The sequence below is a fragment of the Afifella sp. JA880 genome (genome assembly GCF_025379905.1).
Classification (GTDB): Bacteria; Pseudomonadota; Alphaproteobacteria; order Rhizobiales; family Afifellaceae; genus Afifella; species Afifella aestuarii.
Window position 1 is genome coordinate 247,884 of the sequence record NZ_JAOANH010000002.1, and the last position, 15,500, is coordinate 263,383.

The following is a 15,500-nucleotide window of genomic DNA, read 5'->3' on the forward strand; positions in this document are numbered from 1 at the left end:
CACCCGACGCGCCGGAAGCTAGCAGCAGCGGTCACAGTTTCGCCAATCAAGCTTTCTTACCTTTTGTTACCGACTTGAAATCTGGCGTCGATCCGATTTCGCTCATGAAAACATAGACTTAAAAAAATGCGGCCCCGGCGAAAAACGCCGGGGCCGCAAGAGCGTTACAGGCTGTGAGCGCCCATCAGCTGGTCTGGCGCCGCAGGAATGCCGGAATCTCGAGCTGGTCGTCCTCGCTGTGCCCAGCCGCTGCCGGACGGCCATGCGGATCGAGACCGCCGCGTGCCGCCTGATCAACAGCACGCCGCTGCTGCGGCCGGCCGAAGGTCTCGGCGGCCGACGGACGGGCCGGCGCCCGCTCGGGGGCGGCAGCGATCCGCGGCTCGATTTCCATGTCGCGAGCCTGACGCGGAGCCTGGCCTTCCTCGCCCTCGCCGTGCTTGGCGAGACCATGAGTCAGACGCTGCAGGAGGGAACGCGGACGGCGCTCTTCTTCCTCATTGGCGGCACCCCGGCTGGCGTGAATCTGCCGCTGTGCGATGGCGGGAAAATCCTCCACCTTCGGCATACGCGGCTGCACGCTCTCCGGCCGCTCCGCAGCCTGAGGAACGAAAGCCTCCTGACGGCGCACCGGGGCTTCGCGCGTCTCCATCTCGTCATGCGCATCACGCGGCGCGATCAAGGACGGTTCGGGGCGAAACGGGCCGATTTTGATGCCTTTCTCCTGGCGAACTTCGGCACGCGGCTGCTGGTTCGTGTGCGGCACGGCGGCGGCTGCGGCCGCGACCTGGCGCTCGACCTGCTGCTGGCGCGGAGCAGCGAGCTCACGCTCCAGATCCTCAGCCATCGCCTCCTCGAAAGAAGGGGTCTTCGCCGCCACCTGCTCGGGAGCCTGACGGGCATGACCTGCCGGACCGCCGACGCTCTTCAGGCGCTGCTTTAACTCCTGCATGCGCTGCTCGGTGTTCTCCGACTGGCGCTGTTCCTGGTCGATGCCGGTGGCGACGACCGAAACGCGGATGACGCCTTCCAGGCTTTCGTCGAAGGTCGCGCCGAAGATGATGTTGGCATCACCGTCGACCTCTTCGCGAACGCGGCTCGCCGCCTCGTCGACCTCAAACAGCGTCATGTCCTTGCCGCCGGTGATCGAGATCAGCAGGCCCTGCGCACCGCGCATGGAGACCTCGTCGAGGAGCGGGTTGGAAATCGCCTTCTCGGCGGCTTCCACAGCGCGCTTGTCGCCGGAGGCCTCGCCGGTGCCCATCATCGCCTTGCCCATCTCGCGCATGACCGAGCGGACGTCCGCGAAGTCGAGGTTGATGAGCCCGTCCTTGACCATCAGGTCGGTGATGCAGGCGACACCGGAATAAAGGACTTCGTCGGCCATGGCGAAGGCGTCCGCGAAGGTCGTCTTCTCGTTGGCGATGCGGAACAGATTCTGGTTCGGGATGACGATCAGCGTATCGACGTGCTGCGTCAGCTCGTTGATGCCGGCCTCGGCGAGGCGCATGCGGCGCTGGCCCTCGAACTGGAACGGCTTCGTGACAACACCGACGGTCAGTATACCGGCATCGCGTGCAGCGCGCGCCACCACCGGTGCGGCGCCGGTGCCGGTGCCACCGCCCATGCCGGCGGTGATGAAGACCATGTGCGCGCCGGTCAGATGGTCGTTGATCTCATCGATCGTTTCTTCGGCAGCGGCCCGCCCGATCTCCGGCTGCGATCCGGCGCCGAGGCCTTCCGTCACCGCCACACCCATCTGCACCACGCGGTCGGCACGTGACATCGTCAGCGCCTGGGCGTCGGTGTTGGCGACGACAAAGTCGACGCCCTGCAGGCCTGCTTCGATCATGTTGTTGACCGCGTTGCAGCCCGCCCCGCCGACACCGAAGACGGTGATCCGGGGCTTCAATTCGGTAAGGTCCGGCATATGCAAGTTGATGGCCATCTGTTGTCCTTTCGCCGCTGTCCTCGCGTCGGGCATCTGCCTTGCCCGCGCCTATTCTCAATTGCCGCTCGGCCCCGCGCCGCGCGTCAGAAACTCTCCCTGATCCATCGCCCCATGCGGGCGAAGTATCCATCCGTCCCGGTCATCGCAAACTGGCTCGGACGTCTCGTCCGGAACTGCTCGATGCGGGCGACCTGGGGATAGGTGATAAGGCCGAGCGCCGCCGAGAAGGCCGGTCCCTTGACCGCCTCGGGCAAAGCATTCGCACCCTGCTGCGGGCGGCCGAGACGCACATTGCGTCCAAGCATCCGCCGCGCCGTTTCCGTCAGTCCGGTGAGCTGGCTCGCCCCGCCGGTCAGAACGACGCGTTTGCCGACAATCTCGGCAAATCCCGATTCGTCGATCATCGTGCGCGCCATTTCGAGGGTTTCCTCGATGCGCGGCCGGATGATGCGCGTCAGCGTCGAGCGTGGCACCGCATTCGGTGCATCTCGCTCGTCCTCGCCGACAGGCGGGATCGTCAAAATGTCTTTCTCGTCGGAGATCGAAGGCAGCGCCGAACCGTGGCGCGCCTTCAGGCGCTCCGCATCGGCAAGCCGGGTCGAGAGGCCGCGCGCGATATCCATGGTGACGTGGTTGCCGCCGATCGGAACGCTGGCCGCGTGAATGAACTGGCCTTCGTAGAAGATCGACAGGCTGGTGGTGCCGCCACCGAAATCGAGACAGGCGACGCCGAGCTGCGCCTCGTCCTCGACGAGGACCGAAAGCGCCGACGCATAAGGCGTCGCAACCACGGTCTCCACTTCGAGGTGGCAGCGGTTGACGGCGAGTTCGAGGTTCGTCAGCGGCGCTTCGTCGGCGGTGACGACATGCATGTCCACCCCGAGCTCGCTGCCGAGCATGCCGCGCGGATCGGCAATTCCCCTGTGCCCGTCGAGCGCATAGCCGATCGGCAGCGAATGGACGACGACGCGCCCGTCGGCGATGGAATTGGCGCAGCCCGCGCCCAGGACGCGCTGAATATCGATCTCCGACACGCCGGAACTGGACAACTCGACTGTGGCAGAAAACGTATCGCTCTTCAGACGTCCGCTCGACACGTTGACGATGACGGAGCCGATCGTCATGTCGGCCATCCGCTCGGCCTGATCGACGGCGATCCGGATCGACTTTTCCGCCTCTTCCAGATCGACGACGGCACCGGATTTGATGCCGCGCGAGCGCGTCAGCCCGAAGCCGATCACCTCGGCATGATGCGTGCGGCCCGCCTGATGATCGCCTTCGAGCGGCTTCAGGCGTGCAATGAGGCAGGTGGTCTTCGACGAGCCGACGTCGAGCACGCTCACCACGGCCGTGCGGCGCGGCGACAGCGGCTTGATGCGGGAGCCGGCGTTTTCAGTGATGGCGTTCAAATCTCGCCTCCAGCTTTGGCGAGGCGACGGATCACCGATTCATTCTCCTTGATGACGGTTTCGGCCATATTGTCCGCAAGGCCGATGCGGATGCGGTCCTTGAGGCGCAGATCGATGGTGACGATCTCGCGCGACAGGACGTCGTCCTTGTCCTGCAGAGCCTTCAGGCGATCGATCGCCTCGTCGACCCCGCTCTCGGGCAGCTGAACGGTGATGCCGTTCTTCGTCACGAGATCCCAGCGGCGCTCCGAGACGAGCACGGCCGTGCGCATGCGCTCCGCCAGGAACGGGTGCCGCTGCACCATGGTCATGAATCCGTCGGCGCGGCTGTCCGCGCCCTTGCCGACCACGAAGGGAAGTCCGGCAAAACGCACATCCTTGTACGGCCCGATGACCACACCGGCGCGGTCGATGATCGAGATCACCTCGTCGTTCTGCCAAAGCGCGAACGGCGTGCGCTCGGTGAGCGTGATGTCGAGCCGGTTCGGATAGAATTTGCGGATGTCGGCGTCTTTGACCCAGGGCAGCGCGATGAGGCGCTCGCGCGCGTCGCTCGCGTCAAATCCGAGCAGCGAGCCGCCACGAATGTCGAGCTGATCGACGACCGCAGATTCGGGCGTTTCGATCTCGCCGCCGATGCGGATCTCCTGAATGCCGAAAAAGGCGGCGGCAACGGTGCGGTCGAGCAGCGTCAGCATGTGACCGCCGGCGATCAGACCGTAAAGAATGGTGGCGCCCAGGAAACCGATCGCGGCGACCTGGCCGTAATGGTGCTGCCGGCCGGTCTGCATCTTTTCCACGATGCGACGCAGGCGCGGCGGCACGGCGCGATTCAGGGTATGGCCGAGACCGTCGCTCAACGCGTCGACCCGAGCCCCCTGATCTGCCAGCCACGTCCCTATCGTCGGCACGATGCATCCTCCACAAGCCAAGTCACCAGATCCCCGAAACTGCGGCCTGCATGGGCCGCCATGTCCGGGACCAGGGAGGTCGGCGTCATGCCTGGCTGTGTGTTCACTTCCAGCCAGATGAGCTCATCGCTTTCCTCGCAGTACCTGAAGTCGCTGCGAGACACTCCGCGACACCCGATGGCACGATGCGCCTCCAAAGCGAACCTGCGGATATTTTGGTAAACAAATGGTTTAAGATTGGCCGGGAGAATGTGCTTAGAGCCCCCCTGAAGATATTTTGCATCAAAGTCATAGAAGCCGTGGCCCACGGGAACGATGTCGATGACGTCGAAGGCCTCCTCCTCGCCCGGCCGTCCCATAACGGCACAGGTGAGCTCCTTGCCGGCGACATAGTGCTCGACCAGCACCTCCTCGCCATAGGTCCAGGCATCGCCCAGAAGCGATTGCGGCGGATGCGCCTGATCCTCAGGTACGATCGTCACGCCGAAGGACGAGCCTTCGTTGATCGGCTTCACGACATAGGGGGGCGCCATGACGTGTTCGCGCGCCGTTTCCTCGCGAGTGACGACACGCTGTTCCGCGACCGGCACGCCGACATTCGCGACGACGGCCTTCGCCTTGACCTTGTGCATGGCGAGCGCGGAGGCGAGCACACCGGAATGCGTGTAGGGAATCTCGAGGATTTCCAGGAGGCCCTGGATCTTGCCGTCTTCGCCGAAAGGCCCGTGCAGAGCGTTGAAGGCGACGTCCGGACGCAGATCGCTGAGGACTCTTGCGATATCGCGCCCGACATCGACGCGCGTCACGCGATAGCCCCGCTCTTCGAGGGCATCGGCACAGGATTTGCCCGAGGAAAGGCTCACCGATCGCTCCGACGACCAGCCTCCCATCAAGACGGCGATATGGGTGTTGCGGGTCACGGCAGCGCCTCCCTCTGCTCCAACCGACGCGCCTGGCGCTCGGTCCGCATTCGAACGAAGCCGCAATCTCGACCCGAAAGGGTTAGAAATCGTTAACTAAGAGGCGGATCGGCGATTCTTTGAAAAGCGCCCACTCCGGCACCCAGGAACGGCTCGACCTCGCCCGTCTCGCCGAACCGGCCAAGGCGCCGGACCTCCCAGTCGAGCCGCACGCCGGAATGGGCGAGAACCCGCGCCCTCACCGTCTCGCCCAACAGTTCAAGGTCGTAGGCACTGGCGTCATCCTCGTTGATGAGGAAGTTGCAATGCATCTCGGAAACGCGCGCCCCGCCAATCCTGAGACCTCGGCAGCCGGCGGCATCGATCAGCTCCCAGGCACGCTGGCCGGGTGGATTCTTGAAGGTCGAACCGCCGGTGCGGGTCTTGATCGGCTGCGCCTCTTCCCGGTGTTTTTGCACCGCATCCATCTCGGCTCGGATCGCGTCCTCGGGCCGCCTTTCGCCCCTGAAGAGCGCTTCGACGAAGATGAGATCCTTGGGCGCGTCGCTGTGGCGGTAGGAATAGCCCATCTCCGCTCGCGTCAGCACATGGCGGTTGCCCTGACGGTCGAGCGCCACGACCTCGATCAGCCGATCACAGGTTTCACCGCCATTGGCGCCCGCATTCATCCTGAGCGCCCCGCCGAGCCCGCCCGGTATCCCATGATAAAACGCGAAGCCGCCGAGGCCCGCATCGAGCGCCGCCTTCGCAAAAAGCTTGTCGGGAAGCGCGGTGCCGACGCGAATGAGATCACCATCGACCTCGATCTTACCCAGCCCTTTGCCTGAGAGGCGTATAACCACGCCTTCGATCCCGCCATCACGGATGAGGAGATTGGAGCCAAGACCGATCACGGTCACCGGCACCTCTTCGGGCAGAGCTTTCAGAAGAAAGGCGAGATCATCGACATCGGCCGGCATGGCGAGAAGATCCGCCGGCCCGCCGGCCCGCAGCCAGACGATCGGCGCGAGCGGCTCGTTCGCCTTCAGCCTGCCGCGGAAGCCTTCGAGCAGGCCCTCGAGTTCGTGAGCGCGCATCACAATCCCTGCCGATCGAGCTTGAGGCTCACGCAGCCTCGTCTCGCGCATTGAGCTCGCCCGGAAGAGCATTGGCCCATTTCGAGATAGAGCCCGCGCCGAGGCACAAGACCATGTCGTCCGGCTTCGCGACATCGGCGATCATGCGGGCAAGCGCGGCTTCGCTCGGAAGCGGTCGCACGTCGCGATGTCCGCCGGCCCGCAACCCGTCGACGAGACTGTCGCGATCGGCCCCTTCGATCGGGTCTTCGCCCGCCGAATAAACGTCCGCGACGATGACGGTATCGGCATCGTTGAAGCAGGCGCAGAACTGATCGAAGAGATTGTGGAGGCGGCTGTAGCGGTGCGGCTGCACGACAGCGATGACGCGGCCGCGGCAGCTCGCGCGGGCGGCCTTCAAGACGGCGGAAATCTCCACCGGATGGTGGCCGTAATCGTCATAGATGGCGACGCCGTTCCAGGTGCCCGTCAGCGTGAAGCGGCGTTTGACACCGCCGAACGAGGCGAGCCCCTTGCGCACATCCGCTTCGGATACGCCGAGCGCCCGGGCGACTGCGATCGCAGCCGTCGCGTTCGAGACGTTGTGGATGCCCGGCATCGGCAGAACGAGGTCGGAAAGCGTCTCGGTTTCGCCAGTCAGCCGGTCGCGCCGCTCGATCGAAAAATGCGATTCACCCGGCACGAAGCTCACCGAGTGAAACCGAACCTCAGCCTGGAGATTGGAGCCGTAGGTGATGATGCGCCGGTCTTCGATGCGCTTCACCAGCGCCTGCACCTCGGGATGATCGAGGCACATCACGGCAAAGCCGTAGAAGGGCACGTTCTCCACGAAGGCCATGAAGGCTTCGCGCACCTTTTCGAAGGAGCCGTAATGGTCGAGATGTTCCGGATCGATATTCGTCACGACGGCGACGTCGGCCGGCAGCTTGACGAAGGTGCCGTCGCTCTCGTCCGCCTCCACCACCATCCATTCGCCGTCGCCCATGCGGGCATTGGTGCCATAGGCGTTGATGATGCCGCCATTGATGACGGTCGGGTCGAGCCCCCCGGCATCGAGCAGCGCCGCCACCATGGACGTGGTCGTCGTCTTGCCGTGCGTGCCGCCGATGGCGACCGCGGATTTGAGCCGCATGAGCTCCGCCAGCATCTCCGCCCGCCGGACCACGGGCAGACCTTGCGTCCGCGCTGCCTGGAGCTCCGGGTTGTCGCGCTTGATGGCCGAAGAGACAACGACCACCGCCGCGTTGCGGAGATTTTCCGCAGCGTGCCCGATCATCACCTCAGCTCCCTTGGCGCGCAGGCGGGCGACATTCGGGCTGTCGGAGACATCGGAACCCTGGACCTGGCAACCCTGATTGATCAGCACCTCAGCGATGCCGCTCATGCCGATGCCGCCGATCCCCACGAAATGGATCGGGCCGATGTTGTAAGGCATTTTCATTGGCGATGTCCTCGCGTCAGGCTGACGAGCTCGTCGACCTGCTCGGCGAGCCTTTCGGCCGCGTCCGGCCGGCCGGCCTTTTTCGCGGCGGCGGCCGCTGCGGCCAGTTCGTCGGGATGCGCTATCAGCTCCTTCAACCGCGAGGCAAGGCCTTCCGCGGTCAAAGAGCCTTCTTCCATCATCCAGCCGCCGCCGACATCGGCGAGAAGGCGGGCATTTTCCGCCTGATCCTGATCGATCGCGTGCGGAAAAGGAATGAGGATGGCCGGACGGCCGATAACGGCGAGTTCCGACACTGTCGACGCCCCTGCCCGGCTGATGACGAGATGGCTTGCGCCGATCTTCGCCGGCAGATCCTGAAAGAAGGAGGCAAGTTCCGCCGAGACATCGAGACGGCCGTAGAGAAGCCGCACCGTGTCGAGATCCTCCGGCCGGCATTGCTGCACGATCTGAAGCCTTGCGCGCAGCGCTCGCGGCAGAAGCGCGACCGCCTCCGGCACCAGTGACGACAGCGCGCGCGCACCTTGACTGCCGCCGAAGACGAGAAGGCGAAAGCTGTCCTCCTCGCCGGCAGGCTCATAGGCCGTCTTGCCAGCGTCGATAACGCTTTCGCGGACGGGATTTCCGGTGAATGCAAGGCGCTTTGCAGAAGCCGCACCTTTCGGATCGGGAAACCCGGTGGCAAGTGCTGCACCGGCCTTCACCAGCAGCCTGTTGGCACGGCCAAGAACCGCGTTCTGCTCATGCACGAGGGCGGGCACACGTGCCATACGCGCGGCAAGGAGCGGCGGCACGGTCGGGTAGCCACCGAAACCGACGCAGATATCGGCACCAAGCTGCCGCAGGAGTTTTCGAGATTGCAGGACGCCGCGAGAGAGCTTCCACATGGAGGAGACGGCGCGCACCGGATTGCCGGCCGAAAGCGTCGCCGCATCGATGGCGTGGAGTTCGTCGGCGGGCAGATCGCCCGCGTATTGCCCCGCCCTTTTGTCGGTGACGATCGCGACGTCATAGCCGCGCTTTTTCAGCTCGGCCCGCAAAGAGATTGCCGGGAAGAGATGCCCGCCGGTTCCCCCGGCGGCCAGCAAGGCCAGCGGCCTGGTCTTTTCGCTCATAATTGCTCAGCAAAGCTCGAATGCGGCATGACGGTCACCTTCCGCTCCGCACGCTCGCGCGACAGGGCGAGGATGAAGCCCATGACGACGGCGCTCGAAAGCAACGCCGAGCCGCCATACGAAATGAACGGCAAGGTCATGCCCTTGGCGGGCAGAAGCTGCAGGTTCACGCCCATATTGATGAAGGCCTGCAGGCCGATCTGGGTAGAGAGGCCGGCGATCGCCATGCGCTCGAACGGCTGCTTGCGCCGCAGCGCGTGCATGAGCCCGCGCATGACGATAAAGCCGAAGATGCAGATGAGAGCGAGGCACAGGACGATTCCGAATTCCTCGGCGATCACCGCGAAGACGAAGTCGGTATGCGAATCCGGCAGAATCCGCTTCATCACGCCCTCGCCCGGTCCCGATCCAGACCAACCGCCGCGCTCGAAGGAACGCATGGCGATATCGACCTGATAGGTGTCGCCGCCTTCCGGATCGAGGAACCGGTCGATGCGCGAGGTGAAGTGCGGAAACATGAAATAGGCCGCAAAGAGCCCGGCCACGGCCGTGCCCGCGAGCCCGCCGACCAGAGGCAGCGACACGCCAGCCAGGAAGAAGACGGCACCCCAAACGGAGAAGATCAGGATGGTCTGGCCGAGGTCAGGCTCGGCCACGAGCAGAGCCGCGGTGATGATGAGCAGAATGACGGCGAGAAGCTTGCCCGGCACTTCCGGATGTTTGGAGCCTTCCGCGAACAGCCACGACACGATGACGATGAAGGCGGGCTTCAGGAACTCCGATGGCTGCAACGACATGCCAGCGATATAGACCCAGCGCCGCGAGCCCTTCACTTCGTCGCCGATGAAGAGCACTGCGACCATCATCGACAGAGACACGAGGAGGATAAGAAGCGCGAGACGACGCACCTGGCGGGGCGTGAGCAGCGAGATGCTGAGAATGATCGCCGTCGCGGTCGGCGCGTACATCGCCTGCCTGATCGCGAAATGATAGGTCGAGAGGCCAATACGTTCGGCAACCGGCGGGCTCGCCGCAAAGGACAGGACGACGCCGGCCGCGAGCAGAAGAAGCACCAGGAAGAGCGTCGTGCGATCGACGGTCCACCACCATTCGGCAATCAGGGAACGGTCGCGACGACTGATCATGACGCGGTCTCCGAGAGCGCAGCCTGCTGCGCGGATGCATCGTCCAGGGCGTTGACGGCGGCGACGAAGGCCCGTCCGCGCGCCTCGAAATCGGGAAACTGATCAAAGGAAGCCGCCGCCGGCGACAGGAGGACGACAGGCTCGTCCTCCGGATCGAGCGCCGCATCTTCCGCCGCCATCCTGACGGCGCGTGCGAGCTCTCCGGCGATGACATGCGGGACCCGCGCGGCGAGCGTGGCGGAGAATTCATCCGCCGCCTCGCCGATCAGATAGGCTTTCGCAACGCGCGGGAAGAAACCGGACAAGCCGTGGATACCCCCCGCCTTCGGCCGCCCGCCGACGATCCAGTAGACGGGCTGAAAGGTCGCCAGAGCGGGCGCGGCCGCATCGGCGTTGGTCGCTTTGGAATCGTCGACGAAAAGCACCTTGCCGTGTCGTCCGACGATCTGCATGCGGTGTTCGAGCCCCGGAAAACTCGCCATTCCAGCGGCGATCTGAGAGACCGGCACGCCGAGCTCTCGCACCGCCGCATAGGCGCAGGCAGCGTTCTGCCAATTGTGACGTCCGCGCAGCGATGGGAACGCCGAAAGATCGAGCCTCTCGCCGTTGCGCGCATCCGTCATCTGCCCGGCATCGTCGACGCGAATGTCGGCCGCGTCCCGCTCGCGCACGGTGACGCGGGCAAGCCGGGGCGCCTGGGCTCGTTCGGAAAGCGCGACGGCAACCTCTTCCATATCGGTCTCGTCGATACCGAGAACCGCAAGATCGTCGCCGCCCATCTTCGCAAAGATCCGCTCCTTGGCGAGACGATAGCCGGCCATATCGCCATGGCGGTCAAGGTGATCCGGCGTCAGATTGAGCCAGACCGCAACGTTGGGCCGAAGGCGGTGGCAGAGATCGAGCTGATAGGACGAGAGCTCGAGCACATAGACGTGCTCGGGGACATGCCCAGAGACAGGCTCGCTCGCCGAAGGCGCTGCGAGATCAAGCGCGGAACGCCCGATATTGCCCCCCACCTCGACAGCAATTCCAGCCTCGCCGAAGAGATGGCCGATGAGCGCCGTCGTCGTCGACTTGCCGTTCGTTCCGGTGATGGCAACGAAGCGGGCCTTGCCTTCAAGTTCGCGAAACAAAAGCTCCGCATCGCACAGGATTTCAACGCCTGCGCCCCTTGCCATGCCGACGATCGGATGTGGCTCGGGATGCGTGAGAGGCACGCCGGGGGCGAGCGCCAGAGCGGCAAGCTCTTCCCACGGCCATTCCCCCGGCTCTTGCAGCGTGACGCCCTCGCCCGCCGCTTTTGCCCGCGCATCTTCCCGGTTGTCCCAGGCATAGACGCGTGCCCCGCCGCTGACGGCCGCCTTGACCGTCGCAAGCCCGCTGCGGGCGAGCCCGAAAACCCCGAGACTTTTTCCTTTGAGATGGGAGAGAGGGATCGACATCGCCGGCCTAGCGGAGTTTCAGCGTGGAGAGGCCGATCAGGGCAAGAACCACGGCGACGATCCAAAACCGGATCACGACTTGCGGTTCGGTCCAGCCGATCTGCTCGAAATGATGATGAATGGGCGCCATCTTGAAGACGCGCTTGCCCGTGAGCTTGTAAGAGGTGACCTGGATGATCACCGACAGTGCTTCCATGACGAAGATGCCGCCGATGATGGCGAGCACGACCTCGTGCTTGGTGGCGACCGCGACCGCGCCGATCATGCCGCCGAGCGCCAGCGAGCCAGTGTCGCCCATGAAGATTGCGGCAGGCGGGGCGTTGAACCAGAGAAAACCGAGACCGGCGCCGATCATCGCGCCGCAGAGAACGGCAAGCTCGCCGGTTCCGGCGACGTAATGGATCTGGAGATAATCGGCGAAGCGGATATTGCCGGCGAGATAGGCGATCAGCCCGAAGGAGGCGGCAGCGATCATCACCGGGACGATGGCGAGCCCGTCGAGACCGTCGGTCAGGTTCACGGCATTGCCCGCCCCCACGATCACGAAGGCGCCGAAGACGACGAAGAAGATCCCGAGCTGGATGAAGGTCTCCTTCAAGAACGGCAACGTCAGCGCCGTCGCGCTTGCGCCCTCGCCCGCCCGCATCATCACGTAGACAGCGGCGCCGGCGATCAATGCCTCGAAGCCGAGCCGCGCCCGTCCCGAAAAGCCTTTCGAAGACGCGCCCTTCACCTTGAGATAATCGTCGTAGAAGCCGATCGAACCGAAACCGAGCGTCACCAGAAGCACGCACCAGACATACGGCGAGGAAAGATCCGACCACAGGAGCGCCGAGACGACGACGCCCGTCAGGATCATGAGCCCGCCCATCGTGGGGGTTCCGGCCTTCTTGAAATGCGTTTGCGGCCCGTCGGCTCGAATCGGCTGACCTTTGCCCTGCCGAAAGCGCAGCACCTCGATCATCATCGGACCGAACAGAAAAACGAAGAGCAGCGCCGTCATCGTCGCCGCCCCTGTTCGGAAGGTTATGTAACGGAAGATGTTGAAGACGGAGAAGTCATCCGCGAAGTTCTGCAGATAGGCCAGCATCCGTCTCAGCTCTCTTCTTTTTCGCTTGGATCTCTTGCGGGAAACCGCTCTTTCATTGCCGCAACCACTCTGCCGAGACCAGTGAGCAGGGAGGCTTTCACCATCACCACGTCGCCCGGCCGGATCGCATCGAGAAGAATCGGCTCAATTTCGCCCGCCGCTTCGGCATAGGCTCCCTGCACCCGTTCCGGCAAGTGATTCCAAAGATGATGCATGAGCGGCCCGACCAGAAAGATTTGATCGGCGCGGGCTGTTGCAAGATTATCAACAAGCTCGGCATGAAAAGCTGGCCCATGCTCGCCGAGTTCGCCCATATCACCGAGAACGGCGATCCGCCGACCGTTCGGACCCGGCTCGGCCGCACCCAGGAGCGCGATCGCCGCACGCATCGACGCGGGATTGGCGTTGTAGCTTTCATCGATGAGCGTGAAGCTCCCCTCGCCGACACAAAGCTGCGTGCGCGCCCCGCGCCCAACGGGAGCTGAAAATTGCGACAGCGCTTCGCCGGCAGCCGACGGGCTCTCTCCGAGAACCGAAGCCGTTGCAAGAACGGACAAGGAATTGGTCGCCAGATGGCGACCGGGCGCGCCCAGCCGATACTGCACGCTCTCCCCGAAGACATCGGCCGTCACCCGGCTCCCCGAGGCCTCTTCGATAAGACCGACAAGACTGACGTCACAATCGGGATGGCTGCCGAAACTGACGATCCGCGTGCCCCGCGCTCGGGCCGCTCCGGCCAGACGATCGAACTGGCCGTTGTCGCGATTGAGGATCGCCGTTCCGCCCTCTTCGAGCCCCTCGAAAATTTCCGCCTTGGCATCGGCGATCGCTTCGACAGTCCCGAAGAACTCGATGTGCACGGGTTCGACGGTCGTGACGATCGCAACGTCCGGTCGCACCATCCGCGTCAGCGGCCGGATCTCGCCGGCATGGTTCATGCCGATCTCGAAAATCCCGAACGCCGCTTTTTCCGGCAGGCGCGCGAGCGTCAGGGGCACACCCCAATGATTGTTGAAGGATCCGACCGGCGCATGCGTCTCGCCGAGAAGGGAGAAGGCGAGCCGCAGCATTTCCTTCGTGCCGGTCTTTCCGACAGAGCCCGTCACCGCGACGATCTTGGCATGCGAGCGCTCGCGTGCGGCGATGCCGAGGCGTTCGAGCGCCTTCAAGGGATCGTCGGGCACGACCACGAAGGGTCCGCCGGAGAGTTCCGCAAGACGATCTTCGGAGACGACCGCGAGCGCGGCACCTTGTTTCAGCGCGGCCTCGGCAAAATCGTGGCCGTCGAAGCGATCGCCTTTGATGGCAAAGAAGGCCTCACCAGGACCGACCGAGCGGCTGTCGATGGAGATGCCGGTGATGGCCATCGGTGAGATCGCGCCAGCATCCTCGTCTCCGGCCAAGGCCGGTTGAGGCGCCCCACCTTCCAGCCGCCCTTCTGTGGCGGCCAGGAACTCGGCTATCCGCCACAAAGGGTTCATTGGGCCTGTTCCTTCGCCTCTTGCGGAGCTTCGCTGCCGAGTTCCGCCAGCGCCTTGCGCACCTCTTCCTGATCGGAAAAAGGTAGAACCTGATCGCCAACCGTCTGGCCCGTCTCGTGTCCCTTGCCGGCCACGAGCAGGATGTCGCCGGCTTCGAGACCGGCAATGCCCTGCCGAATGGCCTCGCGCCGGTCGCCGATTTCCCGGGCCTTCGGTACCGCGGCCATGATGGCCCGGCGGATTGACGCCGGATCTTCACTGCGCGGATTGTCGTCGGTGACGATGACGCGGTCGGCGGCCTCCCGCGTGGCCTCGCCCATCAGCTCGCGCTTGCCGGGGTCGCGATCACCGCCCGCCCCGAAGATGATGACGAGACGGTTCTGCGTGTGCGGACGCAGCGCCTGAAGCGCTGCCATGATCGCGCCCGGCTTGTGCGCGTAATCGACAAAAACCTGCGCCCCGTTCGGATGGCTCCCGACGAGCTCCAGCCGCCCCGGCGCGCCTTGAAGCTCCGGCAGCGCCGCAAGTGCTTGATCGACCGAAAGCCCGGCCCCAATGGCGAGGCATGCGGCCATCAAGGCGTTGGAGACCTGAAACTCCCCGATCAGCGGCAGCGGCACGTAACGTTTCTCGCCGTTCACTTCGAGGAGCAGACGAGCCCCGTCCGGCATGCGCGTGACCGAAAGGAGCCGAAGCGTCTCGCCCGCTTTGCCGATCGACAGATAGGAGAGATTGCGACGCCTGGCGATCGCCCTCACCCGCATCGCTTCCTTCTGATCGGCATCGGCCACGGCGGCCGCGCCTTCCGGCAGAAGCACCTCGAAGAGCCTGAGCTTGGCGAGAAGGTACTCTTCGAGCGTCTTGTGATAATCGAGATGATCGCGCGACAGATTGGTGAAGCCGCCCGCCGCGAGCTTGACGCCGTCGAGCCGCCGCTGGTCGAGGCCATGGCTGGAGGCTTCGAGCGCCAGATGCGTGACGCCCGACTTGGCGAGATCGGCAAGCGTACGATGCAGATAAACCGGATCCGGCGTCGTGAGGCCGGGCTTCGTCTGGCCGTCCGACGTCACGAGCCCGATCGTCCCGAGGCTCGCCGCCTTCAGCCCCGCATGGGCAAAAATCTGCCGTGTGAAGACGGCGACCGAAGTCTTGCCGCTCGTCCCGGTGATGGCGACCACACGCTCCGGCTGCCGTCCGAAGAAATTGGCGGCCGCAACTGCGAGCGCGCGGCGCGGATCGGCGGCACGGATGACGGGCACGCCAGGATCTTCAGGAAGCGGCTTCGTGCCGGTCAGGATTGCAGCGGCCCCCTTGTTCACCGCATCCGGGATGAAGGAAGCGCCATCGGATTTCGTGCCGGGCAGCGCAGCGAAGAGCGTTCCCCGGACCACCTCGCGGCTGTCCGCGGTCAGTCCGGAGATCCACACCTCGGCGGCATCGTCGGCAACGGAAGCTTCGTCGCCGAAGAGCTTGCCGAGCCGGCGCGGTGGGTAGGCCTTGTCGGAAGCCATCGACCTGT

General features: G+C 64.6%; 12 protein-coding genes. All 12 read right to left on the reverse strand.

Annotated features, from left to right (window positions below):
- Positions 1 to 184 precede the first annotated feature (184 nt).
- The 12 genes from ftsZ to NYQ83_RS09440 all read right to left on the reverse strand — a co-directional run bounded on the left by ftsZ (position 185) and on the right by NYQ83_RS09440 (position 15,492).
- A complete protein-coding gene (gene ftsZ, locus NYQ83_RS09385) occupies positions 185 to 1,948 on the reverse strand; it encodes a cell division protein FtsZ (protein WP_261214305.1) in 1,764 nt (587 codons plus the stop codon).
- A gap of 86 nt (positions 1,949 to 2,034) precedes the next feature.
- A complete protein-coding gene (ftsA, locus tag NYQ83_RS09390) occupies positions 2,035 to 3,360 on the reverse strand; it encodes a cell division protein FtsA (RefSeq protein ID WP_409976987.1) in 1,326 nt (441 codons plus the stop codon).
- Complete coding sequence (locus NYQ83_RS09395) at positions 3,357 to 4,271, reverse strand: cell division protein FtsQ/DivIB (RefSeq protein ID WP_261214306.1); 915 nt, start codon at positions 4,269 to 4,271, stop codon at positions 3,357 to 3,359. Before NYQ83_RS09395 ends, ftsA begins: the two co-directional genes overlap by 4 nt.
- Positions 4,259 to 5,191 carry a D-alanine--D-alanine ligase gene (locus NYQ83_RS09400; RefSeq protein WP_261214307.1) on the reverse strand — a complete coding sequence of 311 codons (933 nt, stop codon included), beginning with the start codon at positions 5,189 to 5,191 and terminating at the stop codon, positions 4,259 to 4,261. Before NYQ83_RS09400 ends, NYQ83_RS09395 begins: the two co-directional genes overlap by 13 nt.
- Before the next feature lie 92 nt (positions 5,192 to 5,283).
- The gene (gene murB / locus NYQ83_RS09405; RefSeq protein ID WP_261214308.1) at positions 5,284 to 6,267 is read right to left on the reverse strand and encodes a UDP-N-acetylmuramate dehydrogenase; all 984 of its coding nucleotides are present in this window, start codon (positions 6,265 to 6,267) and stop codon (positions 5,284 to 5,286) included.
- Positions 6,268 to 6,295: 28 nt separating this feature from the next.
- Positions 6,296 to 7,708: a UDP-N-acetylmuramate--L-alanine ligase gene (murC, locus tag NYQ83_RS09410; protein WP_261214309.1), complete on the reverse strand. Its 1,413-nt coding sequence runs from the start codon at positions 7,706 to 7,708 to the stop codon at positions 6,296 to 6,298.
- Positions 7,705 to 8,823: an undecaprenyldiphospho-muramoylpentapeptide beta-N-acetylglucosaminyltransferase gene (gene murG / locus NYQ83_RS09415; RefSeq protein WP_261214311.1), complete on the reverse strand. Its 1,119-nt coding sequence runs from the start codon at positions 8,821 to 8,823 to the stop codon at positions 7,705 to 7,707. The genes murC and murG overlap by 4 nt, the downstream gene beginning before the upstream one ends.
- Positions 8,820 to 9,968, reverse strand: coding sequence for a putative lipid II flippase FtsW (gene ftsW / locus NYQ83_RS09420; protein ID WP_128291531.1), 1,149 nt, complete (start codon positions 9,966 to 9,968; stop codon positions 8,820 to 8,822). The genes murG and ftsW overlap by 4 nt, the downstream gene beginning before the upstream one ends.
- Positions 9,965 to 11,410 carry a UDP-N-acetylmuramoyl-L-alanine--D-glutamate ligase gene (gene murD, locus NYQ83_RS09425; RefSeq protein ID WP_261214315.1) on the reverse strand — a complete coding sequence of 482 codons (1,446 nt, stop codon included), beginning with the start codon at positions 11,408 to 11,410 and terminating at the stop codon, positions 9,965 to 9,967. The genes ftsW and murD overlap by 4 nt, the downstream gene beginning before the upstream one ends.
- Positions 11,411 to 11,417: 7 nt before the next feature.
- Entirely contained in the window at positions 11,418 to 12,500 is a 1,083-nt protein-coding gene (gene mraY, locus NYQ83_RS09430; protein ID WP_128291529.1) for a phospho-N-acetylmuramoyl-pentapeptide-transferase, read from the reverse strand.
- 5 nt (positions 12,501 to 12,505) lie between these two features.
- Complete coding sequence (locus tag NYQ83_RS09435) at positions 12,506 to 13,981, reverse strand: UDP-N-acetylmuramoylalanyl-D-glutamyl-2,6-diaminopimelate--D-alanyl-D-alanine ligase (protein ID WP_261214317.1); 1,476 nt, start codon at positions 13,979 to 13,981, stop codon at positions 12,506 to 12,508.
- Positions 13,978 to 15,492 (reverse strand): UDP-N-acetylmuramoyl-L-alanyl-D-glutamate--2,6-diaminopimelate ligase, encoded by a 1,515-nt coding sequence (locus NYQ83_RS09440; protein ID WP_261214318.1) that lies wholly within the window; start codon positions 15,490 to 15,492, stop codon positions 13,978 to 13,980. Before NYQ83_RS09440 ends, NYQ83_RS09435 begins: the two co-directional genes overlap by 4 nt.
- Between the last annotated feature and the right edge of the window lie 8 nt (positions 15,493 to 15,500).

Excerpts from the sequence above, each read along its gene's own strand:
- murB (WP_261214308.1), bottom strand. The coding sequence starts at position 6,267 with ATGCGCGCTCACGAACTCGAGGGCCTGCTCGAAGGCTTCCGCGGCAGG.
- ftsW (WP_128291531.1), bottom strand. The coding sequence starts at position 9,968 with ATGATCAGTCGTCGCGACCGTTCCCTGATTGCCGAATGGTGGTGGACC.
- murG (WP_261214311.1), bottom strand. The coding sequence starts at position 8,823 with ATGAGCGAAAAGACCAGGCCGCTGGCCTTGCTGGCCGCCGGGGGAACC.
- NYQ83_RS09440 (WP_261214318.1), bottom strand. The coding sequence starts at position 15,492 with ATGGCTTCCGACAAGGCCTACCCACCGCGCCGGCTCGGCAAGCTCTTC.
- murD (WP_261214315.1), bottom strand. The coding sequence starts at position 11,410 with ATGTCGATCCCTCTCTCCCATCTCAAAGGAAAAAGTCTCGGGGTTTTC.
- murC (WP_261214309.1), bottom strand. The coding sequence starts at position 7,708 with ATGAAAATGCCTTACAACATCGGCCCGATCCATTTCGTGGGGATCGGC.
- mraY (WP_128291529.1), bottom strand. The coding sequence starts at position 12,500 with ATGCTGGCCTATCTGCAGAACTTCGCGGATGACTTCTCCGTCTTCAAC.
- ftsZ (WP_261214305.1), bottom strand. The coding sequence starts at position 1,948 with ATGGCCATCAACTTGCATATGCCGGACCTTACCGAATTGAAGCCCCGG.
- NYQ83_RS09435 (WP_261214317.1), bottom strand. The coding sequence starts at position 13,981 with ATGAACCCTTTGTGGCGGATAGCCGAGTTCCTGGCCGCCACAGAAGGG.